This window comes from Blautia sp. MCC283 (assembly GCF_018785565.1).
Classification (GTDB): Bacteria; Bacillota; Clostridia; order Lachnospirales; family Lachnospiraceae; genus Blautia_A.
The window spans coordinates 339987-362235 of the sequence record NZ_WQQB01000045.1; the positions used below are offsets into that span (position 1 = coordinate 339987).

The following is a 22249-nucleotide window of genomic DNA, read 5'->3' on the forward strand; positions in this document are numbered from 1 at the left end:
CTGAACAAGGTTTTGTCAGATCTCTTCTTTCTGTTCCTGCACTTTTTTCTCTGGCTGAACATGAACGATTCCCTCCACAACGGTATGGTTTCTGACCTGATTTACCACAATATCCAGGTTTTTCCAGCTGCATCGGAACTGTTCTCCGTCCTCCGGTACACGTTCCAGAACTCCGCAGACAAAGCCGCTGAAAGTATCATATTTTTCTACAGGAAGCTCCACATTTATGACCTCTGCCACATCATCCAGGATCGCTCCTCCCTGTATTTTCCAGATATGTTCTCCTGTCTTCTCAATATCATCCGGCTTCGGCAGATCTGTCCTGTCGTCAATATCTCCTACCAGCGTCTCCACAAGATCATGCAGAGTGACAATTCCCACAAAGCAGCCGTATTCATCCAGCACTACTGCAAAATAATCCCGTTTTTCCCTCATTTCCCGGAAGATCAGGTTGGCACGCATGGATTCCGGTACAAAAAACGGTGAATAACAGGCATGCTGCAGAACAGCTTCTCTGGATCTGTCATCCAGGCGGAAATAATCTCTGGTGTCCAGAATATGGATAATATCATCTTGGTCTTCCCCGCATACCGGATAAAAGGTGTGACGGTTCTCTCTGATAATCCGTTCCCATTCCTCATCTGAATCCTCCATATAGAGGACAACCACATCTCTTCTGTGTGTACAGATCTCATCTGCCGCAGTATCATCCAGGTCAAAAACATTCTGGATCATCTCGCTTTCTTCCTGCTGGATGCTGCCCTGTTCATTTCCCTCTGTAAGCAGCATACGGATCTCTTCCTCTGTGGCCTGCTCCTCTTTTTCTTCCGGTTTGATCCCCATCAGATACAGCACACCATTGGCAGTTACTGTCAGAAGTGCAGTAGCCGGCCAGACTGCGATCATCGCGATCTTAAGAAGTCCTGCCAGACGCAGAGACAGCTCATCCGGATTTTTCATTCCCAGACGTCTTGGCACCAGTTCTCCGAACAGAAGACTTACATAGGAAAGCAGTATGGTCACAATGATCATACATACGATTTTCAGAATGTTCTGTGGTACATCTGCTCCTGCCTTTATCAGTGCCGCAGTCATAGGCTGTGCAAAATATTCCGCTGCAAAAGCACTCTGCAGAAAGCCGGCCGTAGTTACCGTTACACGGATCGCTGTCATAAAATGTGCCGGCTGTTCTGTAAGCTTTATCAAAATCTGCGCCCGGTGATCTCCCTCTTCTGCCAGCTCCTTCATCTTCGCTTCATTCATGGACAGAATCGCCATTTCCGCACCTGCGAAAACAGAATTCAGAAAGATCAGGAACACCAATAAAACAATTGCCTGTATCATATTTTTATTCCCCTCAGTATAGTCGTCCGGAATTATTCCGAACCAATTATAATACAGAAAGCGGACCGTTATCATCCGCTTTCCTGTTGCTTATTCTGATTATTATTACATAAGATAGCATAACCCTTCCAGTCTGTCAAACCATCAACCTCCAACTAGCAATATACTACGATATAAAAAACAGCAGATGCATACAACAGAACGGCCGTTCATCTTCCACTCTGCTGCATGCCTATGAACATCATCGCTGCACGACCTATGTTCACTCTGCTGCTTCCTTTTCCATATGATGTTTCGGAAATTCCATAATGATCTCGGTTCCCTGTCCCGGTTCACTGTTAAGCCACAGCCTGCCGTTCAGAGTTTTTACCCCGTGCTTCACAATAGAAAGGCCAAGGCCGGTTCCGCCGATTTCCTTGGAATGGCTTTTGTCCACCCGATAAAAACGCTCGAAAATGCGTTCCTGATCTTCTTTCGGAATCCCGATTCCCGTATCCCGCACATTTATACGAACCACATCGCCTTCATCCTTCAGCTGTACAAAAACCTCTCCACCCCTGTGGTTATATTTGATGGCATTATCACAGACATTGTAAAGAACTTCTTCCATAATGGTAGGCACCGTATCCAGCATGGTACTTCCGCCTTCCATATACATATGCACTTCCTGCTTCCTGGCAGCTTCATGAAGTGTGGAAAAAATATCATGAACCATACTGTACAGATCCAGTTCTTCCCACTGATACGGCACTCCGCCTTCATCCAGACGGGAAATCCGGATCACATCTCCAACCAGGCGGATCAGCCTCTGTGCTTCCTTGTAGATGCGCCCTGCAAAAACCTTCACATCTTCATCCTTCACAAATCCGTCCTGCATGATCTCTGCAAAGCCGGAAATAGAAGTCAGCGGTGTTTTCAGCTCGTGGGAAACATTGGCGGAAAATTCTCTGCGCAGCTGTTCCCGTTCTACTTTTTCGGTTACGTCCACCAGAAGAATCACCGCACCTTCTGTCTTGTTTTCTCTTGTGACCGGATTGGCGATCACCTGGATGTCGCTGCCATCCAGACGGAGAATTTTGTCCTCATGATTTCCTTCAAGAACCTGCTCCACAACACCTCTGAAGTCCTCGGAACGGTTCAGAAGATATACGCTTTCCCCGGTTCTGATCTCGTTTACCTTAAGAAGCTTCCCGACACTGGAGTTTCCGGAAAGTACCATGGTATAACGGTCGATCACAAGAAGGCCCTCCTGCATGTTCTCCGTAATAATGGAGAATTCTTTCTGCTGTCTTCTGGCCGCCTCAAGCTGCAGACGGATCTGACGGTTCTGACGGTAAATTTTGCTGATAAGAGGTTCCACCTCTTCATACACATTAATTTCTTCAGGATGTTCCAGATCCAGATTGTTAAGAGGTTCCACCACCCTGCCGGAAAGTCTGGAAGCAAATACCGCAGAAAGAACAAGAATCAGAAACAATACGCCCAAAAGCGGCGGTACCAGCTGCCACACAAGCGCAAAAGCTGATTTCTGGGTGCTGGAGACACGAAGAACATTGCCATTGTCCAGGCGCAGCGCATAGTACATGGTCTTTTCGGAAAGCGTGGAAGACATTCTCTCATCTTCTCCTTCTCCGTTAAGCTCTGCCTCACGGATCTCTTTTCTGTGACCGTGATTCTCCATATTTTCCACATCTGCTTCATTATCATAGAGGACTTTTCCACTTTCATCCACATAGGTAATCCTGGAATCTGTGTTACTCAGCTGATCCAGATAATCTGTCCCTGCTGCTTCTACTCCTCTGGAAATGAAAACAGCTTCTTTTTTCAGCTCATTCATCAGCTGACGCTGGAATGAATGAGAAAGGATACCAATGACAAATGCCAGTCCCAGCACGGTAACCATGGATGAGACCAGCATAATATACTTAAATATTTTTTTACTCAAAATAATCATTCTCCGGTAAGATAATTGTCCGTGTGACTGGCGCTGCTTCTGTGGACTCCGGTAATGGAGTATTCTACCCACTCCGCAATGTTTACTGCGTGATCACCGATACGTTCAAAATACTTCGCAGCCATGAGAATGTCAAGCCCCAATCTGGCATCCGGGCTTCCGCTGCTTAAGATTTCAACCAGTTTTTCCTTGATCTCATTAAACGCATTATCTACCTTGTCATCATCATTGATCACCTGTCTGCAGAGTTCCAGATCGCCCTTTACAAAAGCATCAATGCTTTCTGTCACCATGCGGACTGTATCCTCAGCCATCTTCCGGATGTTGATGCTGTTTCCGGTAACTGCTTTGTCCTCGATATGCTTGGACAGATCCGCAATATCTGCTGCCTGGTCACCGATGCGTTCCATATCGGAGATCATCTTCAGCGCTGCGGAAATGGATCGCAGATCTCCGGCTACCGGATGCTCATGAAGAAGAAGCTTCATGCAGAGATTTTCGATCTCTCTTTCCTGTGCATCGATCTCTTTTTCCGTCTCAAAGATCTTTCCAATGAGAGTCATCCCGCCTTCACCCTGAATAGCTTTGGCAGAAAGTGAAATTGCTTTTTCGCAGAGACTTCCCATGGTGATCAGTTCCACGTGAAGCTCTTCCAGCTGTCTTACAAAACGTTCTGACATAATATCAACCAAACCTTCCTGTAATATAATCCTCTGTACGCTTATCTGCCGGCATGGAGAACAGCTTGTCTGTATCCGCAAATTCCACAACCTCACCAAGAAGGAAAAATGCTGTCTTGTCGGAGATACGGGTTGCCTGCTGCATGTTATGTGTGACCATGACAATGGTGTAATCCTTTTTAAGCTCTACTGCCAGATCCTCGATCTTGGAAGTGGAGATCGGGTCCAGGGCAGATGTGGGCTCATCCATAAGAAGCACCTCCGGCTGTACTGCCAGGGCGCGGGCAATGCAGAGACGCTGCTGCTGTCCCCCTGACATTCCAAGAGCACTTTTTTTCAGACGGTCCTTGACCTCATCCCAGATGGCCGCATCACGGAGAGATTTTTCCACGATCTCGTCCAGCTTTGCCTTGGAACGGATACCGTGAGTCCTCGGGCCGTATGCAATGTTATCATAGATGCTCATTGGGAACGGATTGGGCTTCTGAAATACCATGCCAACACGTTTACGCAGAAGATTCACGTCCATATCTCCGTAAATATCTTCCCCGTCAAGCTCTACCTTTCCTGTGATGGTACAGCCTTCCACAAGGTCGTTCATACGGTTTAAGGATTTCAGAAGTGTGGATTTACCACAGCCGCTTGGTCCGATAAATGCTGTGATCTCTTTTTCCGGGATCTCCATATTGATTCCCTTCAGGGCATGAAAGCTTCCGTAATGGAGATTCATATTGTCAATTGAAATTTTTGTATTTTCACTCATGATCGATCATTATCCTTTCGCAATTTTTCTGGCTACCAGACCGGACAGTCCATTGATAACAAGTACAAATGCCAGAATGACTACTGCTGTTGCAGATGCCTGGTTTACATGAAGTCCCTCACTGGAAAGCACATACATGTGAAGTGCCAGGGTACGTCCGGAACCCATCAGGCTGTTTGGAACTGCCGCAACAGTACCGGAGGTATAAAGAAGTGCCGCTGTCTCACCTACCACACGTCCGATGGCCAGGATCACACCTGCCAGGATTCCGGGAACTGCGGAGGGAAGTACGATAGTAAAAATAGTACGGAGCTTGCCTGCTCCAAGTCCGAAGCTTGCCTCACGGTAAGAATCCGGAACGGATTTCAGCGCTTCCTCAGCGGTACGCATGATCAGGGGAAGTACCATGATCACCATGGTCAGGGCACCGGAAAGAAGAGACATGCCCCAGTGCAGCGCAGTTACAAAGAACAGCATACCGAACAGACCATATACGATGGATGGAATGCCGGAAAGTGTCTCTGCGGTAATACGGATCAGCTTTACAAAGCGGCTGCCTTTTTTTGCATATTCCACAAGGAAGATCGCTGCAAAAATTCCTACCGGAGCGGCAATCGTCAGAGATACCAGTGTCATGATCAGGGTATTGATCAGTGACGGGAGAAGGGAAACATTCTCTGAGGTATAGGTAAGGCTGAACAGACTTGCATTCAGATAAGGAATACCTTTTACAAGCACATAGCCGATCAGGAAGAACAGCAGTGCAAAAGTGATCACTGCTCCCAGCAATGTGAGGAATGCCAGGACTCCTGCGCCAGGATGTCTTGCATAAGACTTCAGCTGATCTCCTATGGTAAGTGTATTCCTTTTTTTCATGGTTGTTTCTACCGCAGGATCCGCGGCTACTGATACATTAGTTTGCATGCTCCGCCCTCCTGTTCAGCAGTGAAAGACTTAAGTTGATGATCAGGATAAATACAAAGAGTACAACTCCTGTTGCGATCAGTGCTTCTCTGTGAAGTCCTGATGCATATCCCATCTCTGTTACGATGTTTGCAGTCATGGTACGGACACCCTGAAGAAGTCCCTTCGGCATACGTGGCTGGTTTCCGGCTACCATGATCACGGCCATGGTCTCACCGATGGCACGTCCGATCCCAAGGACAACGCCTGCCAGGATCCCTGACTTTGCTGCCGGAAGCATAACAAAGAAAATGCTTCTTTCTTTTGTTGCGCCAAGCGCAAGTGAGCCTTCATAGTAGCTTTCCGGAACGCTTCGTACTGCCGATTCCGTAACTCCGATGATCGTCGGAAGGATCATGATTCCCAGAAGGATACATGCTGCCAGCATACTGCTTCCGGTTCCTCCGAACAGCTGGCGGATCAGCGGTACCAGGAGAACCAGACCAAAATAGCCATATACGATGGATGGAACGCCTGCCATAAGCTCAATACCGGATTTCAGTGGTTTATAGATTTTTTTCGGACAATATCTTGCCATAAATACGGATGTAAAAAGTGCGATCGGCACTCCGATAAGGATTGCTCCTGCAGTTACATAAATACTTGCCACGATCATTGGCAGGATTCCGAATTTATCGTTTGTTGGTCTCCATTCTGTTCCGAAGAGGAATTTTAAGGGACCGATCTTTCCCATTGCAGGAAGACCGTTTGCAAAAAGGAACACGCAGATAAGAAATACTGCGAGAACCGATGCACAGGCCGCAATGAGGAAAACGACCTTCATGGCCTTTTCTCCTAAATGATTCATAAGACACCTTTCTCTCTGTTCCAGTGGATATCCACTGTGCTGATATATAACGGAGCGGCTTTCCTGACCTTGTCATGATCGCCGCTCTTTGTAAGATACTTCAATCGTTTTTTACCTGGGAATTTATTTGGTCACGTCCTCCCAGTCTGTGATATCACCTGTGAAGATGGATTTTACCTGGTCACTTGAAAGCTCCTCAAGGTCATTGTCGTTGTTTACGATGACTGCGATACCATCTTTTGCGATCTCTGTAGCTTTAACACCTTTCTCTGTTTCCTCGTCCTTCAGCTCACGGGATGCCATTCCGATATCACATACACCCTCTGTTGCGCTATTGATTCCTGTTGTGGAGTCGCTGACCTGAACCTCTACTGTGATGTTTTTGTTTGTTTTCTGATATGCCTCTGCAAGCTTCTCCATTACAGGTCCTACGGAAGAAGATCCCATAACTACGACTTTGCCTTTTGCATCTCCGGCTTTGTATGCCTCTGCTTTTTCATCTACTTTGATGTAGCCTTCTTTTTCGATGATGTCCTGTCCGTCAGAGCTCATGATGTAGTTGATGAAATCCTGTGCTGCATCGCTGAGCTTGTCGCCTGTTACGATGTTGAACGGACGTGCTACCTTGTATGTATCATCTGCAACGTTCTCTGCTGTTGCCTCTGCTCCGTCGATCTTTACTGCTTTTACTGTATCGTTGAGGGAACCAAGGGATACGTATCCGATAGAGTTCTCATCGCCTGCTACTGTGGTAAGCATTACATCTGTGTTGTTTGTGATGCTTGCTTCCTGTGTTGTCATATCTACTTTCTCGCCGTCTTTTTCTTCTTCGATCCCAAACAGCTCTACGAATGCTCCACGTGTTCCGGATCCGTCCTCACGGGAAATTACGTCGATCGCTCCGGACGGTGCTGCCATTACAACGGTTCCCATTACTGTAGTTCCGATAAGTGCTGCTGTTAAGATACCTGCGATTCTTTTTTTCATGATTTTTTTCTCCTCATTTCTATGATCATTTTTACTTGCTTACTGCTTAAATACAGGTGTTATTATAGGAATGGAAGGTAAAATATAAAATCGCGGTTTTGTAAAATGTTAGTAAAAAAATGTGATATAAAAAAAAGCTGCTTGCGCAGCTTTTTTTATATGATGTATTCGTCTGCCTTGACAGATTGCCAGTTCATCAGGTCTTCCAGTGTTATATGATCCACCACACCTTTGATAGCATCGTCCAGCTTTTTCCAGAGGATCTGGGTGACACAGTTCTCCTCACGTTCACAGAAGGCTCCGTTGTCGTCCAGACATTCCACAGGGGAAAGGCTTCCTTCTGTGAGACGAAGGATCATTCCGACCGTGTATTTATCCGGGGTCTGCTGCAGTGCATAGCCGCCCTGAGGGCCACGGACACTGCGGACAAAACCTGCTTTGTTCAGGATGGATATGATCTGCTCCAGATATTTATCTGAGATCTCCTGGCGCTTCGCCACATCCTTCAGGCGGATCGGTTTTCCTGTATAATTTGTAGCAAGATCCAACATCAGTCTCAGCGCATATCTTCCTCTTGTAGAAATCCTCATGTAATATTTACCTCCAATATTTCAGTATTCTTCTTATTTATAGTCTTTTGCTCTTTCTGTTATTGTGCAGCTGTTCGGCCGGAAATATTCCTCTGTATTCCATGACCGGCACCCTTCTCTGTGATGCACAGGCAGCTTCCTGTATCTTCTTTCATAAGAAACAGAATCTGCTTTGCAGACTTTATTCTTTATATTGTTAATAGGTTTTGTTTGTTTTCTCTATTATACCCTAAAAAACTATCTGATACAAGTCAAGCGGATATTCGCAATCCGCTTTGCTACTTGCTCATAACCGAATAACTGCTTCGCAGTTTATCAGAAGGAGCCTGCACTCCTCCTGATACAAGCAAGTCTCCATCCAATGCTTATTGTTTTTCGCAACCCCGCAGGGGACTTACTTGATTCGGTAAAAATAAGAATAAAACCGGCGCTCCGGCAGCCTGCTTGGACAGGCATTCAGGAGCGCCGTAAATAATCCCGAAGGATCACGCTTCGGGGCAAAAGAAGCGGTCTTCGGATCGATTATTTTGTAAACAGTGGTGTGGAGTAGTAACGGTCTCCACTGTCCGGAAGAAGTGCTACGATCACTTTTCCCTTGTTCTCCGGGCGTTTTGCAAGCTGGATCGCAGCATAGAGAGCTGCACCGGAAGAAATTCCTGTAAGGATTCCCTCTTTCTTGGTAAGGAGTTTGGATGTCTCAAATGCATCCTCATTTTCTACTGCGATGATCTCATCATAAACCTTGGTGTCAAGTGTATCCGGAACAAAACCAGCACCGATACCCTGGATCTTATGCGGGCCTGCTTTTCCCTCGGAAAGTACAGGAGAAGTTGCAGGCTCAACAGCTACAACCTTCACATTCGGGTTCTGGCTCTTCAGGTACTCACCTGTACCTGTGATCGTTCCGCCTGTGCCGACACCAGCTACAAAGATATCTACCTTTCCGTCTGTGTCATTCCAGATCTCAGGGCCTGTTGTTGCTGCATGTGCCTTCGGGTTAGCCGGGTTCTCAAACTGTCCGGGGATGAAGCTTCCCGGAATCTCTTTGGCAAGTTCTTCTGCCTTGGCAATGGCACCTTTCATTCCTTTAGCTCCGTCTGTCAGAACTACCTCTGCGCCGTATGCTTTCAGGATGTTTCTTCTCTCAACACTCATGGTCTCCGGCATGGTAAGGATTGTCTTATATCCCTTGGCAGCTGCGATGGCTGCAAGTCCGATTCCTGTATTACCGGATGTTGGTTCGATGATGGTTGCGCCCGGTTTCAGAACGCCTCTCTGCTCTGCATCCTCGATCATTGCCTTACCGATTCTGTCCTTAACACTTCCTGCCGGGTTAAAATACTCAAGCTTGGCAAGAATGGTAGCCTCAAGTCCCTCTGACTTCTCTACATTCTTGATCTCTACAAGTGGTGTGTTTCCGATCAGTTCCAGTGCGCTTCCGTAAATTTTACCCATGGTGATATCCTCCTTAATTCCTTATCTCTATTTCCTTATTTCCTAGTAACTATATATGTTTTCTGTGATTTGATTGAATTATATCATAGTACAGGGATTTGTCAATACATTTCCGCCAAAAAAACGCAGGAATTTTTCTCCAGAAAAATCCTGCGTTTTGTGCTGTTTCATTTATTCTGTTTTTATAATTTGGGCCAGCAGACGCATCATCTCATCCACGTCCAGTGGCTTCGCCAGAAAACCATCCATTCCCGCTTCCTGTGCCTTCCGTCTGTCCTCATCATAAGCATTGGCTGTCATGGCAATGATCGGAATCTCAGCTCTCGAATCGTCCAAATCCCGGATCCTCTGTGTTGCCGTGTAACCATCCATATTTGGCATCTGGACATCCATCAGGATCACATCATAATATTTCTCCGGCATCTTTTTCAGTTCCTCAATACACTGGATGCCATCTTCCACATGTTTCACTTTTATTCCGGTTTCTTCAAGAACTGTCTCCGCAATTTCCGCGTTCAGTTCATTATCTTCCGCAAGAAGAATCCGTTTTCCTTCAAGCTTCTCTGTAATATCCGGAATATTCTGTTTCTCTTTTTCCCGAACCTGGTTTTCTAAACTGACAGGAAAAGAAAATTTCATAATAAAGCGGGTGCCTTTTCCCTCTTCACTTTCTACTTCGATGGTTCCACCCATCCGGTCAACCAGAGATTTTACGATTGGAAGTCCAAGTCCTGTGCCTGCAACTCTGGTTTCCGTAGAAGTATGTTCCCTGGAAAATTCCTCAAAGATATGTGGAAGATAATCCTGGCTCATTCCAATCCCGTTATCTTCTACAACAACTTTATAGTCTGCGTTTTTCTCATCCTCGGAATCCAGCTCATCAATGGATACTGTGATCTTTCCATGAGGATTGGTATACTTGATGGAGTTGCTGACAACATTCAGAATGATCTCTTCCATCTTTGTTTTATCACACAGGATCTGATCGTGGACCACATTCAGGCTGCACTGATATTCCAGAGATTTTTTTGTAAGGGATGATTCAAAAACGGTGTTCATGGCTTCCACCATTTCACGGATATTTACACTTTCCGGATTCAGAGTGATCTTTCCACTTTCGATACGGGCCATTTCCAGAACCTGATTGATGATCGTCAGCAAAATATCGCTGGAAACCCTGATCTTTTTTATGTAGCCAAGAGATTTCTTTTCATCATGGAGACTCTTCTCAAGAAGTCCGGAAAATCCTACGATGGCATTCATTGGCGTCCGGATATCATGGCTCATGTTAAAGAGAAATCTCGTCTTTGCCTCATTTGCTTTTCTGGCTTTTTCCGCGGACTTCCGGATTTCTTCTGTATACAGTTTTTCTCTCTGTTTTCTGTGAAGCATCAGATAACAGATCGCAGTGGCCAGAACCGCTATGCTTACAGCAACCAGAAAAACCAGTGCCTGCTGTTTCACGGTAACCCATCCGGTATGTGGAATAATCTCAAAATACCAGGTGTCATTTGGAACCTTACAGCTGATCTGTACAGCCCCTTTGTGAATCGCATCTCCACCCTGGGCAATGATCGTTTTCTTTCCGGAATTTCCGTCTTTTTTCCACATCTGATAACAGTAGGAAGCATCGGTAAGCTTATCCAGTTCCAGTTCTTCCAGAAATCGGTTCCAGTCAAGTACCAGGATTGAGAATCCCCAGAAGGATTTTTCCCCGGATTTATCTGTAATATAAATCGGTTCAAACAACAGTGAGCCAAGGCCTCCCTGATTCAGCTCATAAGGACCGGCTATGGTATACTGGCCGCTTTTCATTGCCAGATTCGCTTCATGTTTACGGGCCGGATTATTTAGCATATCAATTCCAAAAGCTGCCTCATTTCCTTTCAGAGGATAAATATCCTTAACTACTCCGTCCGGTGCCTGTTCAATAACTTTTATAATTTGAGAATCATCGGAGATCATCTGCGACAGAGCCTGAAATTCTTTACTGTCCATCTGATGTCCGGATCCAATTATATTCTGAAAGAATTCTGAGACATCAAGATATCGGTTAAGCTGTGATCTTATCCGGTTCACGGTTGTTTCCGCTGTAAAAGCAGCTCGCATTTTCTCTTCATTTACAGTATTCCTGTTGAGCAGCTGTCCACAGACGGATACTATAAAGAAGGAAATAATCCCTACGACCAGACAGTAGATCCTGATCTGTTTTGAAGTATTATCTTTTTTTATCATTTGATTTTTTTTACCTTCTCCTGCTCGGTATAACGTTACATCAGATGTATATTTTACCATCCTCATATTTTGTTTACAACAAAAAGAATCTTCCAAACGGCAGTGTTTTTGTCTGCTGCTGTTCAGAAGATTTCTTTTATTGGATCATTCTTTATTATCTGGCGGATTCAGGGTCAGATGACTGTTCAGGCAGATATCTGCTATCCGCATTATCTACTTTGCAGATTCGGTTAACATAATATCTCCGTCGCTACATTTCACACTTAAAGTCGGTGCGGAAGTGCCTACTTGGTTCTCATAAACAGAGAAGTCTTCCTCATTGCTGGATTTTCCACGGGAAAGATCTCCTGTATCTACATCCCCGTCTGTGGTTTTCAGATAAATGTTGGTTTTATCCACGCTGCTCTTTTTCATTTGGATGGAAACATCTCCGTTGGAGCTGGTGATTTCCATATCTCCGTTGAAACTGCTGTTGCCCATCTGAAGCTCACCATCATCAAGAGAAATCTGGCCGTCTGTAAGATCTGCTCTTTTTATGCTCACATCTCCGCTTTCGGATTTCAGCTGCATGTTATCCGTACACTGAAGCTCTTTTACATCCAGATCTCCGTCGCCAAGCTTTGCCTCAAATTTTTCAAACACGCCTTTGTCCAGCATCAGATCTCCATCGGAAAGTTGCGCTGTCATTTTTTCACATAAAAGCTGATCGGCAGTAAAATCTCCGTCCGAAAGCTGAATCTCAGCTTCCAGAAGCTGCGCTTTCTCCGGCACATAGAGAATCACTGTATTTACCGCATCTTCTTTCTGGGTCTGCTCTATATGTGTCCGAAAGACTCCCAGATCATATGTTATAAAATAACCTCCCGTTCCTCCTTCGGACTCCTTAAGTGTAAGTTCTCCGTCTTTATCCTCCCAGGTCAGGGGATCTTTCTTTCCGTTTTTCTCAAGTTTATATTCCATATAATAATGGTCATCATCCGAAGTCCGGATATCCAGGTCAAGATCCTCAAAATCTACATTCAGTTTTGTAAAATCATCGATCTGTTCTTTTTTCATAACTGCAAGGTTTTTATGAGCAGAAGAATTTCCTCCGGATACATACACATGATCTGAAGCATATGTGAAATCTTTTCCCCCGGCAAAATATCCTGCTGTAGAAAGAACGACTCCCGCCACACAGAGCGCTGTGCCTGTCATCAATGCTGTTTTTGCGATCTTATTCATTTCTTTGCACCTTCTTTCTTACAAATCGGTTTACCAGACGTCCGATTCCTGTTGCACACCATTTACAGATATATATGGTAAGCACACCGACCAGGATTCCGGCTCCTGCCATAAGAAATCCGCCGCCAACCATCATGCAGGCTGCTGCCACAGATTTCAGGATCAGTGTGGCTCCAAAACCGGCTACCATGATTCCTCCGGCTATGGTTGCGATGCTGGTCACACCCAGGGAAAAAATCACGGCTGCGATCACAACTACTACGGCAAACAATACTGCCAGCACACTGAACATAAGTGCCAGACTTACCGGTGACGCACAGAGGACAAGAATTGCAAGGAGGATGATCTTACCCGGAGAACGTTTCTTTTTTGTAGAATCACTGGTTGAAGCAGCTGCATTTTGTCCTGCTGCACTCCGTCGGTTGCCGGAACCTTCTGCCGGCAGTTCCGTCTCTTTTTCTCCGGTACTGTCTTTCCCGTCTCCCACACTCTCCTGCAGAAGATTCAGAAGCAGTTCCCTGGCTGCTTCCTTCGGCTCGCCAAGTTCCTCCATTACCTGCTGCTCATTCTCCGGACCTGCCTCATCGAAATATTCCGAAAAATATTCAATGGCATTCTCATAATCTTCTTTCGGAAGCCGCTTCAGATATTTCCTGAGCTGCTCCATATACTCTTTCCTCGTCATTTTCGAAGTCTCCCTTCCACAATATCATCTATGGTATCGCGGTATTCTCTCCACTCTTTCCTCAGATATTCCAGATGACTGCGTCCTTCCTCTGTGATGGAATAATACTTGCGCTTCCTTCCCTGGAACTCCTCGGAATAAGTTGTCAGATATCCGCCTGTCTCCAGCTTCCTCAAAATAGGATACAGAGTTGATTCCTTAATCGATGCTACCATCTTCACAGTCTGACTAATCTCATATCCGTAGGAATCCTGCTGTTCCACAACAGAGAGGATCAGGCATTCCGTCAGCACAGCTGACACCGGATAGTAATACATACGCTCACCCCTTTATGTAATTATTTTATATATAAAATTTTTATATATAATTATTTTACATATATAGTATCATACTTTTCTCTTTTGTCAAGGAGAATTTCGCAATTGCTTTTTCCGAAGTCCTTCTTTATAATGTTTTACAAATACAAACTATTTCCCAAGAAAGGACATGATCTTATGGAAAAAAAGCCCCATCTGATGGCGATCGTCCTGTTTCTGACGGGTCTTATCTGTATTGGACTGCTTTTTGGCTTAAGTTACAAAACCTATCAGAAAATTGATGCCGCAGACCAGAAAATGCCTTCCGTCATCGAACCGGTCAAAACGAAGCAGAAAGCCATGAAAGAAGATATTGACCTTTATACAGCCAAGATCGAAAAGAAACAGGCAGCCGACAAATATCTGCAGCAACGCTCCCAGACTGAACAGGCAGTAAAGAACAACACCGGCGAACACGAACGCGCACCGGAATCCGAAAACAGCCAGAAAAGTTCCAAACCTTCTGTTTTCAGTGAAGCCGGTGGTGAGGGATTCTCTGACGGAGGCAGCGATACCACTGCTTCTGCTGCAAATGGTCACATCGTAGGAATTGATCCCGGACATCAGGGTGAAAACGTGGATATGAGCGCCACAGAGCCCAACGGACCTGGTTCCTCCACCATGAAAGCAAAAGCTTCTACCGGAACCAGTGGTTCTTTCAGCGGCCTTCCGGAATATCAGCTGAATCTGAATGTCTCTCTTCTTCTGAAAGATATCCTGGAGCAACATGGCTATCAGGTTGTAATGACAAGAACTGACAATGATACTGCGATCAGCAACAAGGAACGTGCGGAGCTGGTAGCATCCCAGGGTGCAGAAATCTGTGTACGTGTCCATGCAAACGGCGATGATTCTTCTTCTGTTTCCGGCGCACTGACCATGTGCCCATCACAGCAGAATCCTTATGTTTCCAGTCTCTATGACAGTTCCAACCGTCTTTCCCAGTGCATCATTGATTCCTACTGTGCAGCTACCGGTTTTCAGAACCGCGGTATTATCTATACAGATACCATGACAGGAATCAACTGGAGTACCATACCGGTTACTATTGTGGAAATGGGATTTATGACCAATCAGAATGATGATCTGAAGATGGCAGATTCTTCCTTCCAGCAGACAATGGCCGAAGGGATCGCCAATGGAATTGATGCTTATTTTCAGCAGTAAAAGGAGTATTTCTTATGAAAAAAAATGTATTTTTATATGTTGTGATCGCAGTGCTTGCCGTTGCCCTGGTGGGTTTGGGTGCACTGAATGTCCGTTCACTGAACAAGCTTGAATCTCTTCAGTCCAAGGTTTCCGACCTTCAGAAAAATGTTCAGGAAGTTTCTGATTCTGCTGCTGAGCTGAGCAGCAAGGCAGATCAGCTGGATGCTCTTTATGCGGATGATCCTACCGTTGAAAGTGCAGCAGCTGCCGCTTCCCCGGATTCTCAGGATTCCAGCTCTCAGGAGCAGAATTCTGATTCTTCCACAGATTCTTCCGCAAGCCAGGAAAGCGCAGCAGCTTCACAGGAAGAGGGCACTCTGTCTCCTTCCAGTGGAAGCAGCACTTTTACCGATAATTCCGACTCCAGCATGGACAACGTACTGAGTCAGGTACAGTCACTTCTTCCGACTGATAACGGTACCTGGTCCGTATATGTATGTAATCTTGCAAAAAATACCGAAGGTGCCATCAATGATCAGAAGATGCAGGCTGCCAGTCTGATCAAGCTGTATATCATGGGTGCTGTATATGAAGATTATGACAGTCTTTCCACAACTTACGGAAAAGAAACCCTGGATAACAACCTGAATTCCATGATCACAGTCAGTGATAATGACGCGGCAAACAAGCTTGTCAACTGTCTCGGAGGCGGTGATGACGCAGCCGGAATGGCGCGTGTCAATAAATTCTGCCAGGATCATGGATACACCAACACTTCCATGGGACGTCTCCTTCTTGCAGATAATTCCAATGGAGATAATTACACCTCTGTAAAAGATTGCGGAAAATTCCTGAAGACCATCTATCAGATGGACAAGGGCAGCGCGGCAGAAGATACTCTTGCAGGTGCGGAATACATGTACCACCTCCTGAAAATGCAGACAAGAACCAACAAAATCCCCGCTCAGCTGCCAGAAGGTGTAAAAGTCGCCAACAAGACCGGAGAGCTTGACACTGTGGAGAATGATGCCGGTATCATTTACGATACTGCAAAGGGAATCGACCTTGTGATCTGCTTCATGTCACAGGATCTTAACGATACCGCCGCGGCACAGAATACCATTGCTCAGGACAGCCGTGCGATCTACGGATATTACAACGAATAATAAAAAGAAAATATCTTCATTTTTTACCGGGAAGGAAAACATCATGAACCAGACGAAAGAGAAAAAACAAGACACTTATTCTGGCCTGCACTGCTGCTCCTGCTTATTCTGCTGGTGCCAGGCCACGTGGTCTGTGTGCAGGCAGCATCTGACCAGACTACTGTTGAGCTGAAACTCAGCCAGGGTACACGCCGCTATGATTATGCTTATCAGGTCCTTGATCTGGTAAACCAGAAACGTGCCAAAAAGAACCTGTCCCCTGTTACTATGGATAAGAACCTTCTGGAATGCGCTATGACCAGAGCAGAAGACACTGACTATTTATGTAACCTGCAACGGATTCAGCTATATGAGTTCCAGCCTTGACCCGTCTTCTTTCACATGGGCAACAGGAGATCCTTCCATTGCCACTGTAGATCAGAACGGCGTTATCCGACTGAAAAGCAAAGGAAACACTACCGTTACCGCCACCTTAAAATCCTGACCGGCCAAAACACTGACCGCGGATCTCAATGCTTACTATAATCTGGAAAATTCCAGTGAAACTTCCCTGTCCTACACAAATTCCTGGAATTACACAGGAAAACCGATCACTTTTTCTCCTGTACTTAAGTTTCATGACCGTACACTGGCTGAAGGAAAAGATTATGCCATTTCCTTCTCCAACAATCAGAACAGTGGTCTGGGAAGCTTTACGATCACAGGCCTTGGTTTTTATTCAGGAACTCTGACCAATAATTTCTTTATCCGACAGGTCAGTCTCTCTCAGGCAAATATTGCTTTTTCCCAGTCCTCCTATCTGTATACCGGAACAGCACTGACTCCGAAACCAGCGGTTACCTGGAATGGTATAACCCTGACAGAAAATGTAGATTATACGCTCTCCTGGCATGATAATGAACGTCAGGGCAATGCTTATGTTACCGTTTCCGGTATGGGGAATTTCACCGGTGTAAGAAATAAATATTTCTATATCGACCTTACACCGATAACAGAAGCTGAAATCGGTGATATTCCGGATTATGAGTATGCCCCGGGCAAAGAATTCAAACCGGAACCAACCGTCACACTGAACGGTGTTACTTTAAAGAAAGATGTTGATTATACTCTTTCTTATTCCAATAACACCATGGCAAGTTCCAGAACTAACAGGCCCCGTGTCAATATAACAGGTATTGGTATCTACAGAAGCGGATTTTCCAAATACTTCACGATCAATCCGCTGAAACTCTCCGGTGAAACCATTCAGCTTCCAAATACAAACTACGGAAACGAAAGTGTAACCACTTATCTGCGAAACAATCTGATCATCACTTATAATGGCACAAAGCTGACTTCTGATGATTTTACCATTACCTCTGTTCGCTGTTCCGCAAGCAATGAGATCCTTGATTTTTCACTTTCCTACAAACAGAATTATTCCGGAACGAGACAGATGACGTCTGTAAAACTCTGTAATTTTTCAAATATTCCGGAACAGATTTTCAAAGGAGCTGCGGTAACTCCGAAGCCCGTTGTAAAATACGGTTCTTCCACACTTCAGGAAGGTACAGATTATATCCTTTCCTGGGCGGATAATACAAAAACCGGTAGAGCAAAATAACTGCACATACATAACCAAATAACTGCTCCGCAGTTGGTTAAAAAAAGGATGATGCACCAGACACGCATCATCCTTTTTTATTCTTCTTTTCAGTTCTTCTCTTCCCCTTCTTCATAGGATTTCTCCCAGATCTCGGAAAAAACTGCCAACGGACAGTCTGTCAGCAGACACATGAGGATGAAACACTCATATGGATTTACTATGTAGATCTCACCCATGCCGCATCGTGCCAGGATTTCCTGGATCTCATCCAGAAAATGGCGGTATCTTGTATATGGATCATCATCTGCCATCTCCTGAGAGATCACAAAAAATTCCAGCGTGATCAGATCAAATCGTTCTACCGGAAACTTATGGTTCAGAATGTTATTGATCCTCTGGCGGCTGAACCGCTTCTGGCTGAAATGTTTTGCCAGAATAGAAGCGGACATTTTTTTCAGATTTCCCATCTTGTTGATAGGGATACCGCTGCAGATGACCTTCTCCAGATCTGAAGCGCTGATATTCTCAGGCTTCCAGATCTTTTTGCCACCGTTTTCCTCTTCATCCTGCTGGTACATGGCTGCAATGATCTTACGGGCACGTTCCAGAAGGATCATAAATTCCTGAAAAGCCTGACTCTTTTCCGATTTCGGATCGTCGCATCTGCCTTTCAGAAATGCCAGATATTCCAGAAGTTTCTCTTCACTGTCCAGACAGAGACCTGTTCCGTATACAACCTCACCGGTCTTTTTTTCCGTGGGTGTCAGTTCTTTATAGATTTTTTTATATTCTTCTGCCTTATAATAGCCAAGATGGTTATGATAGCAATACCAGTAAATTACTTCCTCCGGATTATGAAAATCAAAATCCTGTTCCCGAAGCACCCTGGTCAGAAAATCCGATACATCCTCCGTACTCATGCGGAGCCCGAACCCAAGAAGAAAAACAGTCTCACGTTTCACAGAAGCCTGGGTCAGCCAGTTGTTCACCAGAGAACTCAGCTTGGCAGAAGTCGGGGACATGGATTTCGGTGTGTAAGTCTCTTTAAAAGATTCCACCACAATATCCCTGTAAACCTCCTGGGGTACCTGGGAAAAAGGTTCTTCCAATTCTGCACGCTCATAAACATATCTTTTCAGATAATCGCCAAAAGAAACCAGTTCCATTTCTTTATAAAGATAATGAAAAATAACATCTGCATCCTCATCCTCAAAGGAATCCAGACTGACAACCTGGCGGAACTTCTGTGCCGCCTTTCTGGTAAATTCAAAATCCTTCACAGAATCGAAGGCAACTGTCTGTTCAAAATCAAGATCCTGCATTCGATTTCTCATCGCAAATTCTCCTTATCCCTTATATTCCTCACCGGCAGACTGAGCCGGTTGGAAGCAATGCCGCTCTTTATTACCGGCAGAGTTTCTACCGCCCGGTGCTGTGCCGTTCTGCCCATCGTTTGAGAGGATTTTTTTCTTCATAGCCGTTGATCTGGGCAAGGATCATCGTTACATTATCTCTTCCACCTCTGGACAGCGCCATTTCAAGAAGCTCTTCTACTTTTTCTTCCGCGGTACCGGTTTTGCTCAGGATTTCCTGTATTTCTTCATCTGACAGCATATCCGTTACGCCATCTGAACAAATCAGATAACTGCTTCCCGTCTGATAGCCGATCTCCACAATGGATGGTTCCAGAGCCATGTTTTCCTCCTGAAAACCCAGGTACTGTGTCAAAGGAGCTTTTCCAAGCATTTTTCCACTGATCACATGATCCGTAGATATCTGCTGCAGTTTTCCCTGAAAATGGCGGTAAATACGACTGTCCCCAAGATTACAGGCATAGATCGCTTTTTCACTGAAAGACAAAAGTGCCATCGTAGTTCCCATGCTGCTGATACGATTTTCCCTGCTGTATCTGCATACTGCTTCATTCATATTTGCACAGGCTCCTGTGAGAAAAACCACCGGCTCTTTTTTGAGGCTTTTTTTATTTTCTTCATAAAAACCACCCAGTGCTTCCACGGCTGCAGAGGCTGCCATCTCACCACAGCTTTCCCCTCCCATGCCATCAAAAACTGCCAGTACGGGAAGCTGCCAATGCTGCGTATGACCTGCCAGGATTCCGTCAACTCCCTGGTTGTGCACTGGCAGCCGCACTCCGCAGCACCAGAAATTATCCTCATTATTCGTCCTCACCTTTCCGGTGTGACATGTATATGCATAATCAATCTGATAGGCCATTCTTTTTCCTTTCGTAAAAACCCCTTCGACATTATTGCTGAAGCTCCATTACAGAATTACTCCAGTATTTGTCTCCCAGTTCTACATATTTGTCGTTATCACTCTCTTTATCATGAACCTTACCATCTGCATCGATCCATCGGATCAGAAGGCCGTCCTGATAATAAAAATACTGTTTTTCATCTCCGTCCCATACATAAGTATAAAACATCTGCTCGCCCCAGTAAAAATATTCCTCATAAACGCCATCTGCGGAACTGCCGGGATATACAAGTACTTTGGCGATCTCTCCTGATCCGTTATAAAAGCGCAGGCGATCCCCCTCTGTGCCTTCACGTCTATAACTGTCCAGAGCATTTTCTATGGTTGTCGCATGGTCACGTATCGTTTCCATTGCCTGTGCGAAGCTTTTATCTGCATCGTCTACAGTGCCGAAATTTCCTTTGTTCAGAGCATCAGAATCATCGGAATCTGTATACGAAGGTTCCCCGTTGTCCGAAGGTTTCCGTATCGTTCGTACCGCAATGATCCCGCCGATCAGCACAACAATGATCCCGACTGCTATGAGCATTCTGAAAATGCCTTTCCGCCTCTTTCCGTCATCGGTATTTCCACCATTCTCTGACACGGATCCTTCCCACTCCTGGAGATTCTGGTCACGGTCGTCTTCCAGATCTGTGATAGAAGTAACTCTGGGCTTTACAGCTCCGGTTTTTCTTATACCGGGTTCTGGCTGACGGGAAAATCCTGACTGATAACCGGACAGACTATCTCTTTCGGATACTGTTTTTCCGGATGCAGATTTTTGAGGATTCTGTATTGTACTCTGAGCCTTTGGCCTATTCCGGGCTGCATTTTTTGCTATTTCTCCGGCTGTCGGTTTCTCCGGCTGTACAGATACCGGCGCAGGATTTCTACGTGCCTGACGGATTGCCTCCGTATTCAGTTGACTTGTTCTTGCCAGCTGTCTGGCTGCACCCTCCTGGAGAAACTTCGGCATGGACTCCGGAACAGGTCTTTCCTCCACTGGTTTCGGTTTCTCATGAACTCCCTGTTCTCTGTTTGCCGTTCCATACCGGATTTCTTCCAGTGCTTCCCGAAACTTATCAGGAGTCTGATATCGTTCTTTTGCATCATAAGCACAGGCTTTTAAGATAACGGAGCCGAAAGCCTCTCCCGCATCCACAGGTGCAGGCGGTGTTTCGCCTGACATCCTCCTCGTGAGCGCGTTTTCCTTATCTCTGTATGTGATCAGCTGTTTTTCCAGATTCAGAAACGGAAGTCTGTTATGATTCATCAGTTTATACAGCACCAGGCCAAGCGCATAGATATCCACTCTGCTGTCGTACTTTTCTCCCCTGTACATCTCCGGCGCCATATAGGAATAAGTCCCCTTTTTGGAAAGGGTACTCATGGTTTTTTCCAGTTCCCTGGCGATTCCAAAGTCTCCCAGCTTGAAATCTCCGAATCTGGATACAAAAATATTCTCAGGCTTGATATCCCTGTGAATAATGTGAAGCTGCCCGCAGTATTCCAGTGATTTACAAAGGTCTATGCCAAGCTTCATCACTTCTTTTTCTGTGAGATTTTTTCCCGCATAATATTCCATGAAGCTTGTGAGATATTCCATGCGGATAAAAATATCCCATCCGATCTCATCCAGATATTCCATCACCTTGTAATCTTCTACCGACACAATGTGGGAATTTCCTCTGAAATACTCCATGGTGCTTACTTCCTGAATACACTCTTCCACCAGATTTTCGAAATATCCACGGACGGATTTTTCATCACCGGATTCTGAGCGTACACTGTCCAGTTCCCCTTTACTGGCGGGGATTGTGATTATCTTAATTGCCGAGTAAAAAGAACGTCCCTTCTCAGTTCTCTGAGCTTTATATACTCTTCCAAAAGAGCCTTCCCCGATCTTACTTATGATCTTCCATTCCGGCCACGGGGAAATTGGCAGTTCCTTGTCCATCGCAATCCCTCCTCTCTCAGAAAATCCCTGCTTATAAACAGAAATCTCCCTCCGGATTTCCGGGGGGAGATTTATTTATATTAGCAAGG

21 protein-coding genes are annotated in these 22249 nt (G+C 45.4%); 5 read left to right on the forward strand and 16 right to left on the reverse strand.

All coding sequences use genetic code 11. From position 1 onward, the window contains the following. Positions 1 to 15: 15 nt before the first annotated feature. The 13 genes from GPK81_RS14160 to GPK81_RS14220 all read right to left on the reverse strand — a co-directional run bounded on the left by GPK81_RS14160 (position 16) and on the right by GPK81_RS14220 (position 14005). Positions 16 to 1344: a hemolysin family protein gene (locus GPK81_RS14160; protein WP_242997034.1), complete on the reverse strand. Its 1329-nt coding sequence runs from the start codon at positions 1342 to 1344 to the stop codon at positions 16 to 18. Between the two features lie 262 nt (positions 1345 to 1606). Next, positions 1607 to 3289, reverse strand: a complete 1683-nt coding sequence (locus GPK81_RS14165; protein WP_330384642.1) for a sensor histidine kinase — start codon at positions 3287 to 3289, stop codon at positions 1607 to 1609. A 5-nt stretch (positions 3290 to 3294) separates the two neighbouring features. Then, on the reverse strand, positions 3295 to 3978 hold the full coding sequence (gene phoU, locus GPK81_RS14170) for a phosphate signaling complex protein PhoU (RefSeq protein WP_215707240.1): 684 nt from the start codon (positions 3976 to 3978) through the stop codon (positions 3295 to 3297). Positions 3979 to 3982: 4 nt separating this feature from the next. Then, positions 3983 to 4741 (reverse strand): phosphate ABC transporter ATP-binding protein PstB, encoded by a 759-nt coding sequence (gene pstB / locus GPK81_RS14175; protein ID WP_015526284.1) that lies wholly within the window; start codon positions 4739 to 4741, stop codon positions 3983 to 3985. A gap of 9 nt (positions 4742 to 4750) precedes the next feature. After that, a complete protein-coding gene (gene pstA, locus GPK81_RS14180; RefSeq protein ID WP_215707241.1) occupies positions 4751 to 5665 on the reverse strand; it encodes a phosphate ABC transporter permease PstA in 915 nt (304 codons plus the stop codon). Then, complete coding sequence (pstC, locus tag GPK81_RS14185; RefSeq protein ID WP_118061759.1) at positions 5655 to 6512, reverse strand: phosphate ABC transporter permease subunit PstC; 858 nt, start codon at positions 6510 to 6512, stop codon at positions 5655 to 5657. The genes pstA and pstC overlap by 11 nt, the downstream gene beginning before the upstream one ends. A gap of 123 nt (positions 6513 to 6635) precedes the next feature. Continuing rightward, positions 6636 to 7499, reverse strand: coding sequence for a substrate-binding domain-containing protein (locus GPK81_RS14190; RefSeq protein WP_021652475.1), 864 nt, complete (start codon positions 7497 to 7499; stop codon positions 6636 to 6638). A 155-nt stretch (positions 7500 to 7654) separates the two neighbouring features. After that, entirely contained in the window at positions 7655 to 8089 is a 435-nt protein-coding gene (locus GPK81_RS14195) for an RrF2 family transcriptional regulator (protein WP_021977005.1), read from the reverse strand. Between the two features lie 522 nt (positions 8090 to 8611). After that, positions 8612 to 9544: a cysteine synthase A gene (gene cysK / locus GPK81_RS14200; protein WP_118609102.1), complete on the reverse strand. Its 933-nt coding sequence runs from the start codon at positions 9542 to 9544 to the stop codon at positions 8612 to 8614. 171 nt (positions 9545 to 9715) lie between these two features. Next, positions 9716 to 11779: an ATP-binding protein gene (locus tag GPK81_RS14205; protein ID WP_215707242.1), complete on the reverse strand. Its 2064-nt coding sequence runs from the start codon at positions 11777 to 11779 to the stop codon at positions 9716 to 9718. A gap of 213 nt (positions 11780 to 11992) precedes the next feature. Continuing rightward, a complete protein-coding gene (locus GPK81_RS14210) occupies positions 11993 to 13003 on the reverse strand; it encodes a DUF4097 family beta strand repeat-containing protein (RefSeq protein WP_118061755.1) in 1011 nt (336 codons plus the stop codon). Then, positions 12996 to 13688, reverse strand: coding sequence for a DUF1700 domain-containing protein (locus GPK81_RS14215; RefSeq protein ID WP_215707243.1), 693 nt, complete (start codon positions 13686 to 13688; stop codon positions 12996 to 12998). Before GPK81_RS14215 ends, GPK81_RS14210 begins: the two co-directional genes overlap by 8 nt. Next, positions 13685 to 14005: a PadR family transcriptional regulator gene (locus GPK81_RS14220; RefSeq protein WP_118061753.1), complete on the reverse strand. Its 321-nt coding sequence runs from the start codon at positions 14003 to 14005 to the stop codon at positions 13685 to 13687. Before GPK81_RS14220 ends, GPK81_RS14215 begins: the two co-directional genes overlap by 4 nt. A 177-nt stretch (positions 14006 to 14182) precedes the next feature. Here GPK81_RS14220 and GPK81_RS14225 point away from each other — a divergent pair, with 177 nt between their 5' ends. The 5 genes from GPK81_RS14225 (at position 14183) to GPK81_RS14245 (ending at position 17962) form a co-directional block, all read left to right on the forward strand. Beyond that, positions 14183 to 15211, forward strand: coding sequence for an N-acetylmuramoyl-L-alanine amidase family protein (locus GPK81_RS14225; RefSeq protein WP_252196665.1), 1029 nt, complete (start codon positions 14183 to 14185; stop codon positions 15209 to 15211). 14 nt (positions 15212 to 15225) lie between these two features. Further along, positions 15226 to 16359: a serine hydrolase gene (locus GPK81_RS14230; protein WP_021976214.1), complete on the forward strand. Its 1134-nt coding sequence runs from the start codon at positions 15226 to 15228 to the stop codon at positions 16357 to 16359. 135 nt (positions 16360 to 16494) lie between these two features. Beyond that, the gene (locus GPK81_RS14235; RefSeq protein ID WP_215707244.1) at positions 16495 to 16725 is read left to right on the forward strand and encodes a CAP domain-containing protein; all 231 of its coding nucleotides are present in this window, start codon (positions 16495 to 16497) and stop codon (positions 16723 to 16725) included. Next, positions 16709 to 16843: an Ig-like domain-containing protein gene (locus GPK81_RS18720; RefSeq protein WP_215707245.1), complete on the forward strand. Its 135-nt coding sequence runs from the start codon at positions 16709 to 16711 to the stop codon at positions 16841 to 16843. Before GPK81_RS14235 ends, GPK81_RS18720 begins: the two co-directional genes overlap by 17 nt. 450 nt (positions 16844 to 17293) lie before the next feature. After that, positions 17294 to 17962 (forward strand): hypothetical protein, encoded by a 669-nt coding sequence (locus GPK81_RS14245; protein ID WP_215707246.1) that lies wholly within the window; start codon positions 17294 to 17296, stop codon positions 17960 to 17962. Positions 17963 to 18051: 89 nt separating this feature from the next. Here GPK81_RS14245 and GPK81_RS14250 read toward each other — a convergent pair whose 3' ends face one another. The 3 genes from GPK81_RS14250 to GPK81_RS14260 all read right to left on the reverse strand — a co-directional run bounded on the left by GPK81_RS14250 (position 18052) and on the right by GPK81_RS14260 (position 22160). Next, positions 18052 to 19278, reverse strand: coding sequence for a hypothetical protein (locus GPK81_RS14250; RefSeq protein ID WP_174087895.1), 1227 nt, complete (start codon positions 19276 to 19278; stop codon positions 18052 to 18054). Positions 19279 to 19363: 85 nt separating this feature from the next. Continuing rightward, complete coding sequence (locus GPK81_RS14255; protein WP_021976216.1) at positions 19364 to 20179, reverse strand: PP2C family protein-serine/threonine phosphatase; 816 nt, start codon at positions 20177 to 20179, stop codon at positions 19364 to 19366. 31 nt (positions 20180 to 20210) lie between these two features. Beyond that, positions 20211 to 22160, reverse strand: coding sequence for a serine/threonine protein kinase (locus GPK81_RS14260; protein ID WP_215707247.1), 1950 nt, complete (start codon positions 22158 to 22160; stop codon positions 20211 to 20213). Between the last annotated feature and the right edge of the window lie 89 nt (positions 22161 to 22249).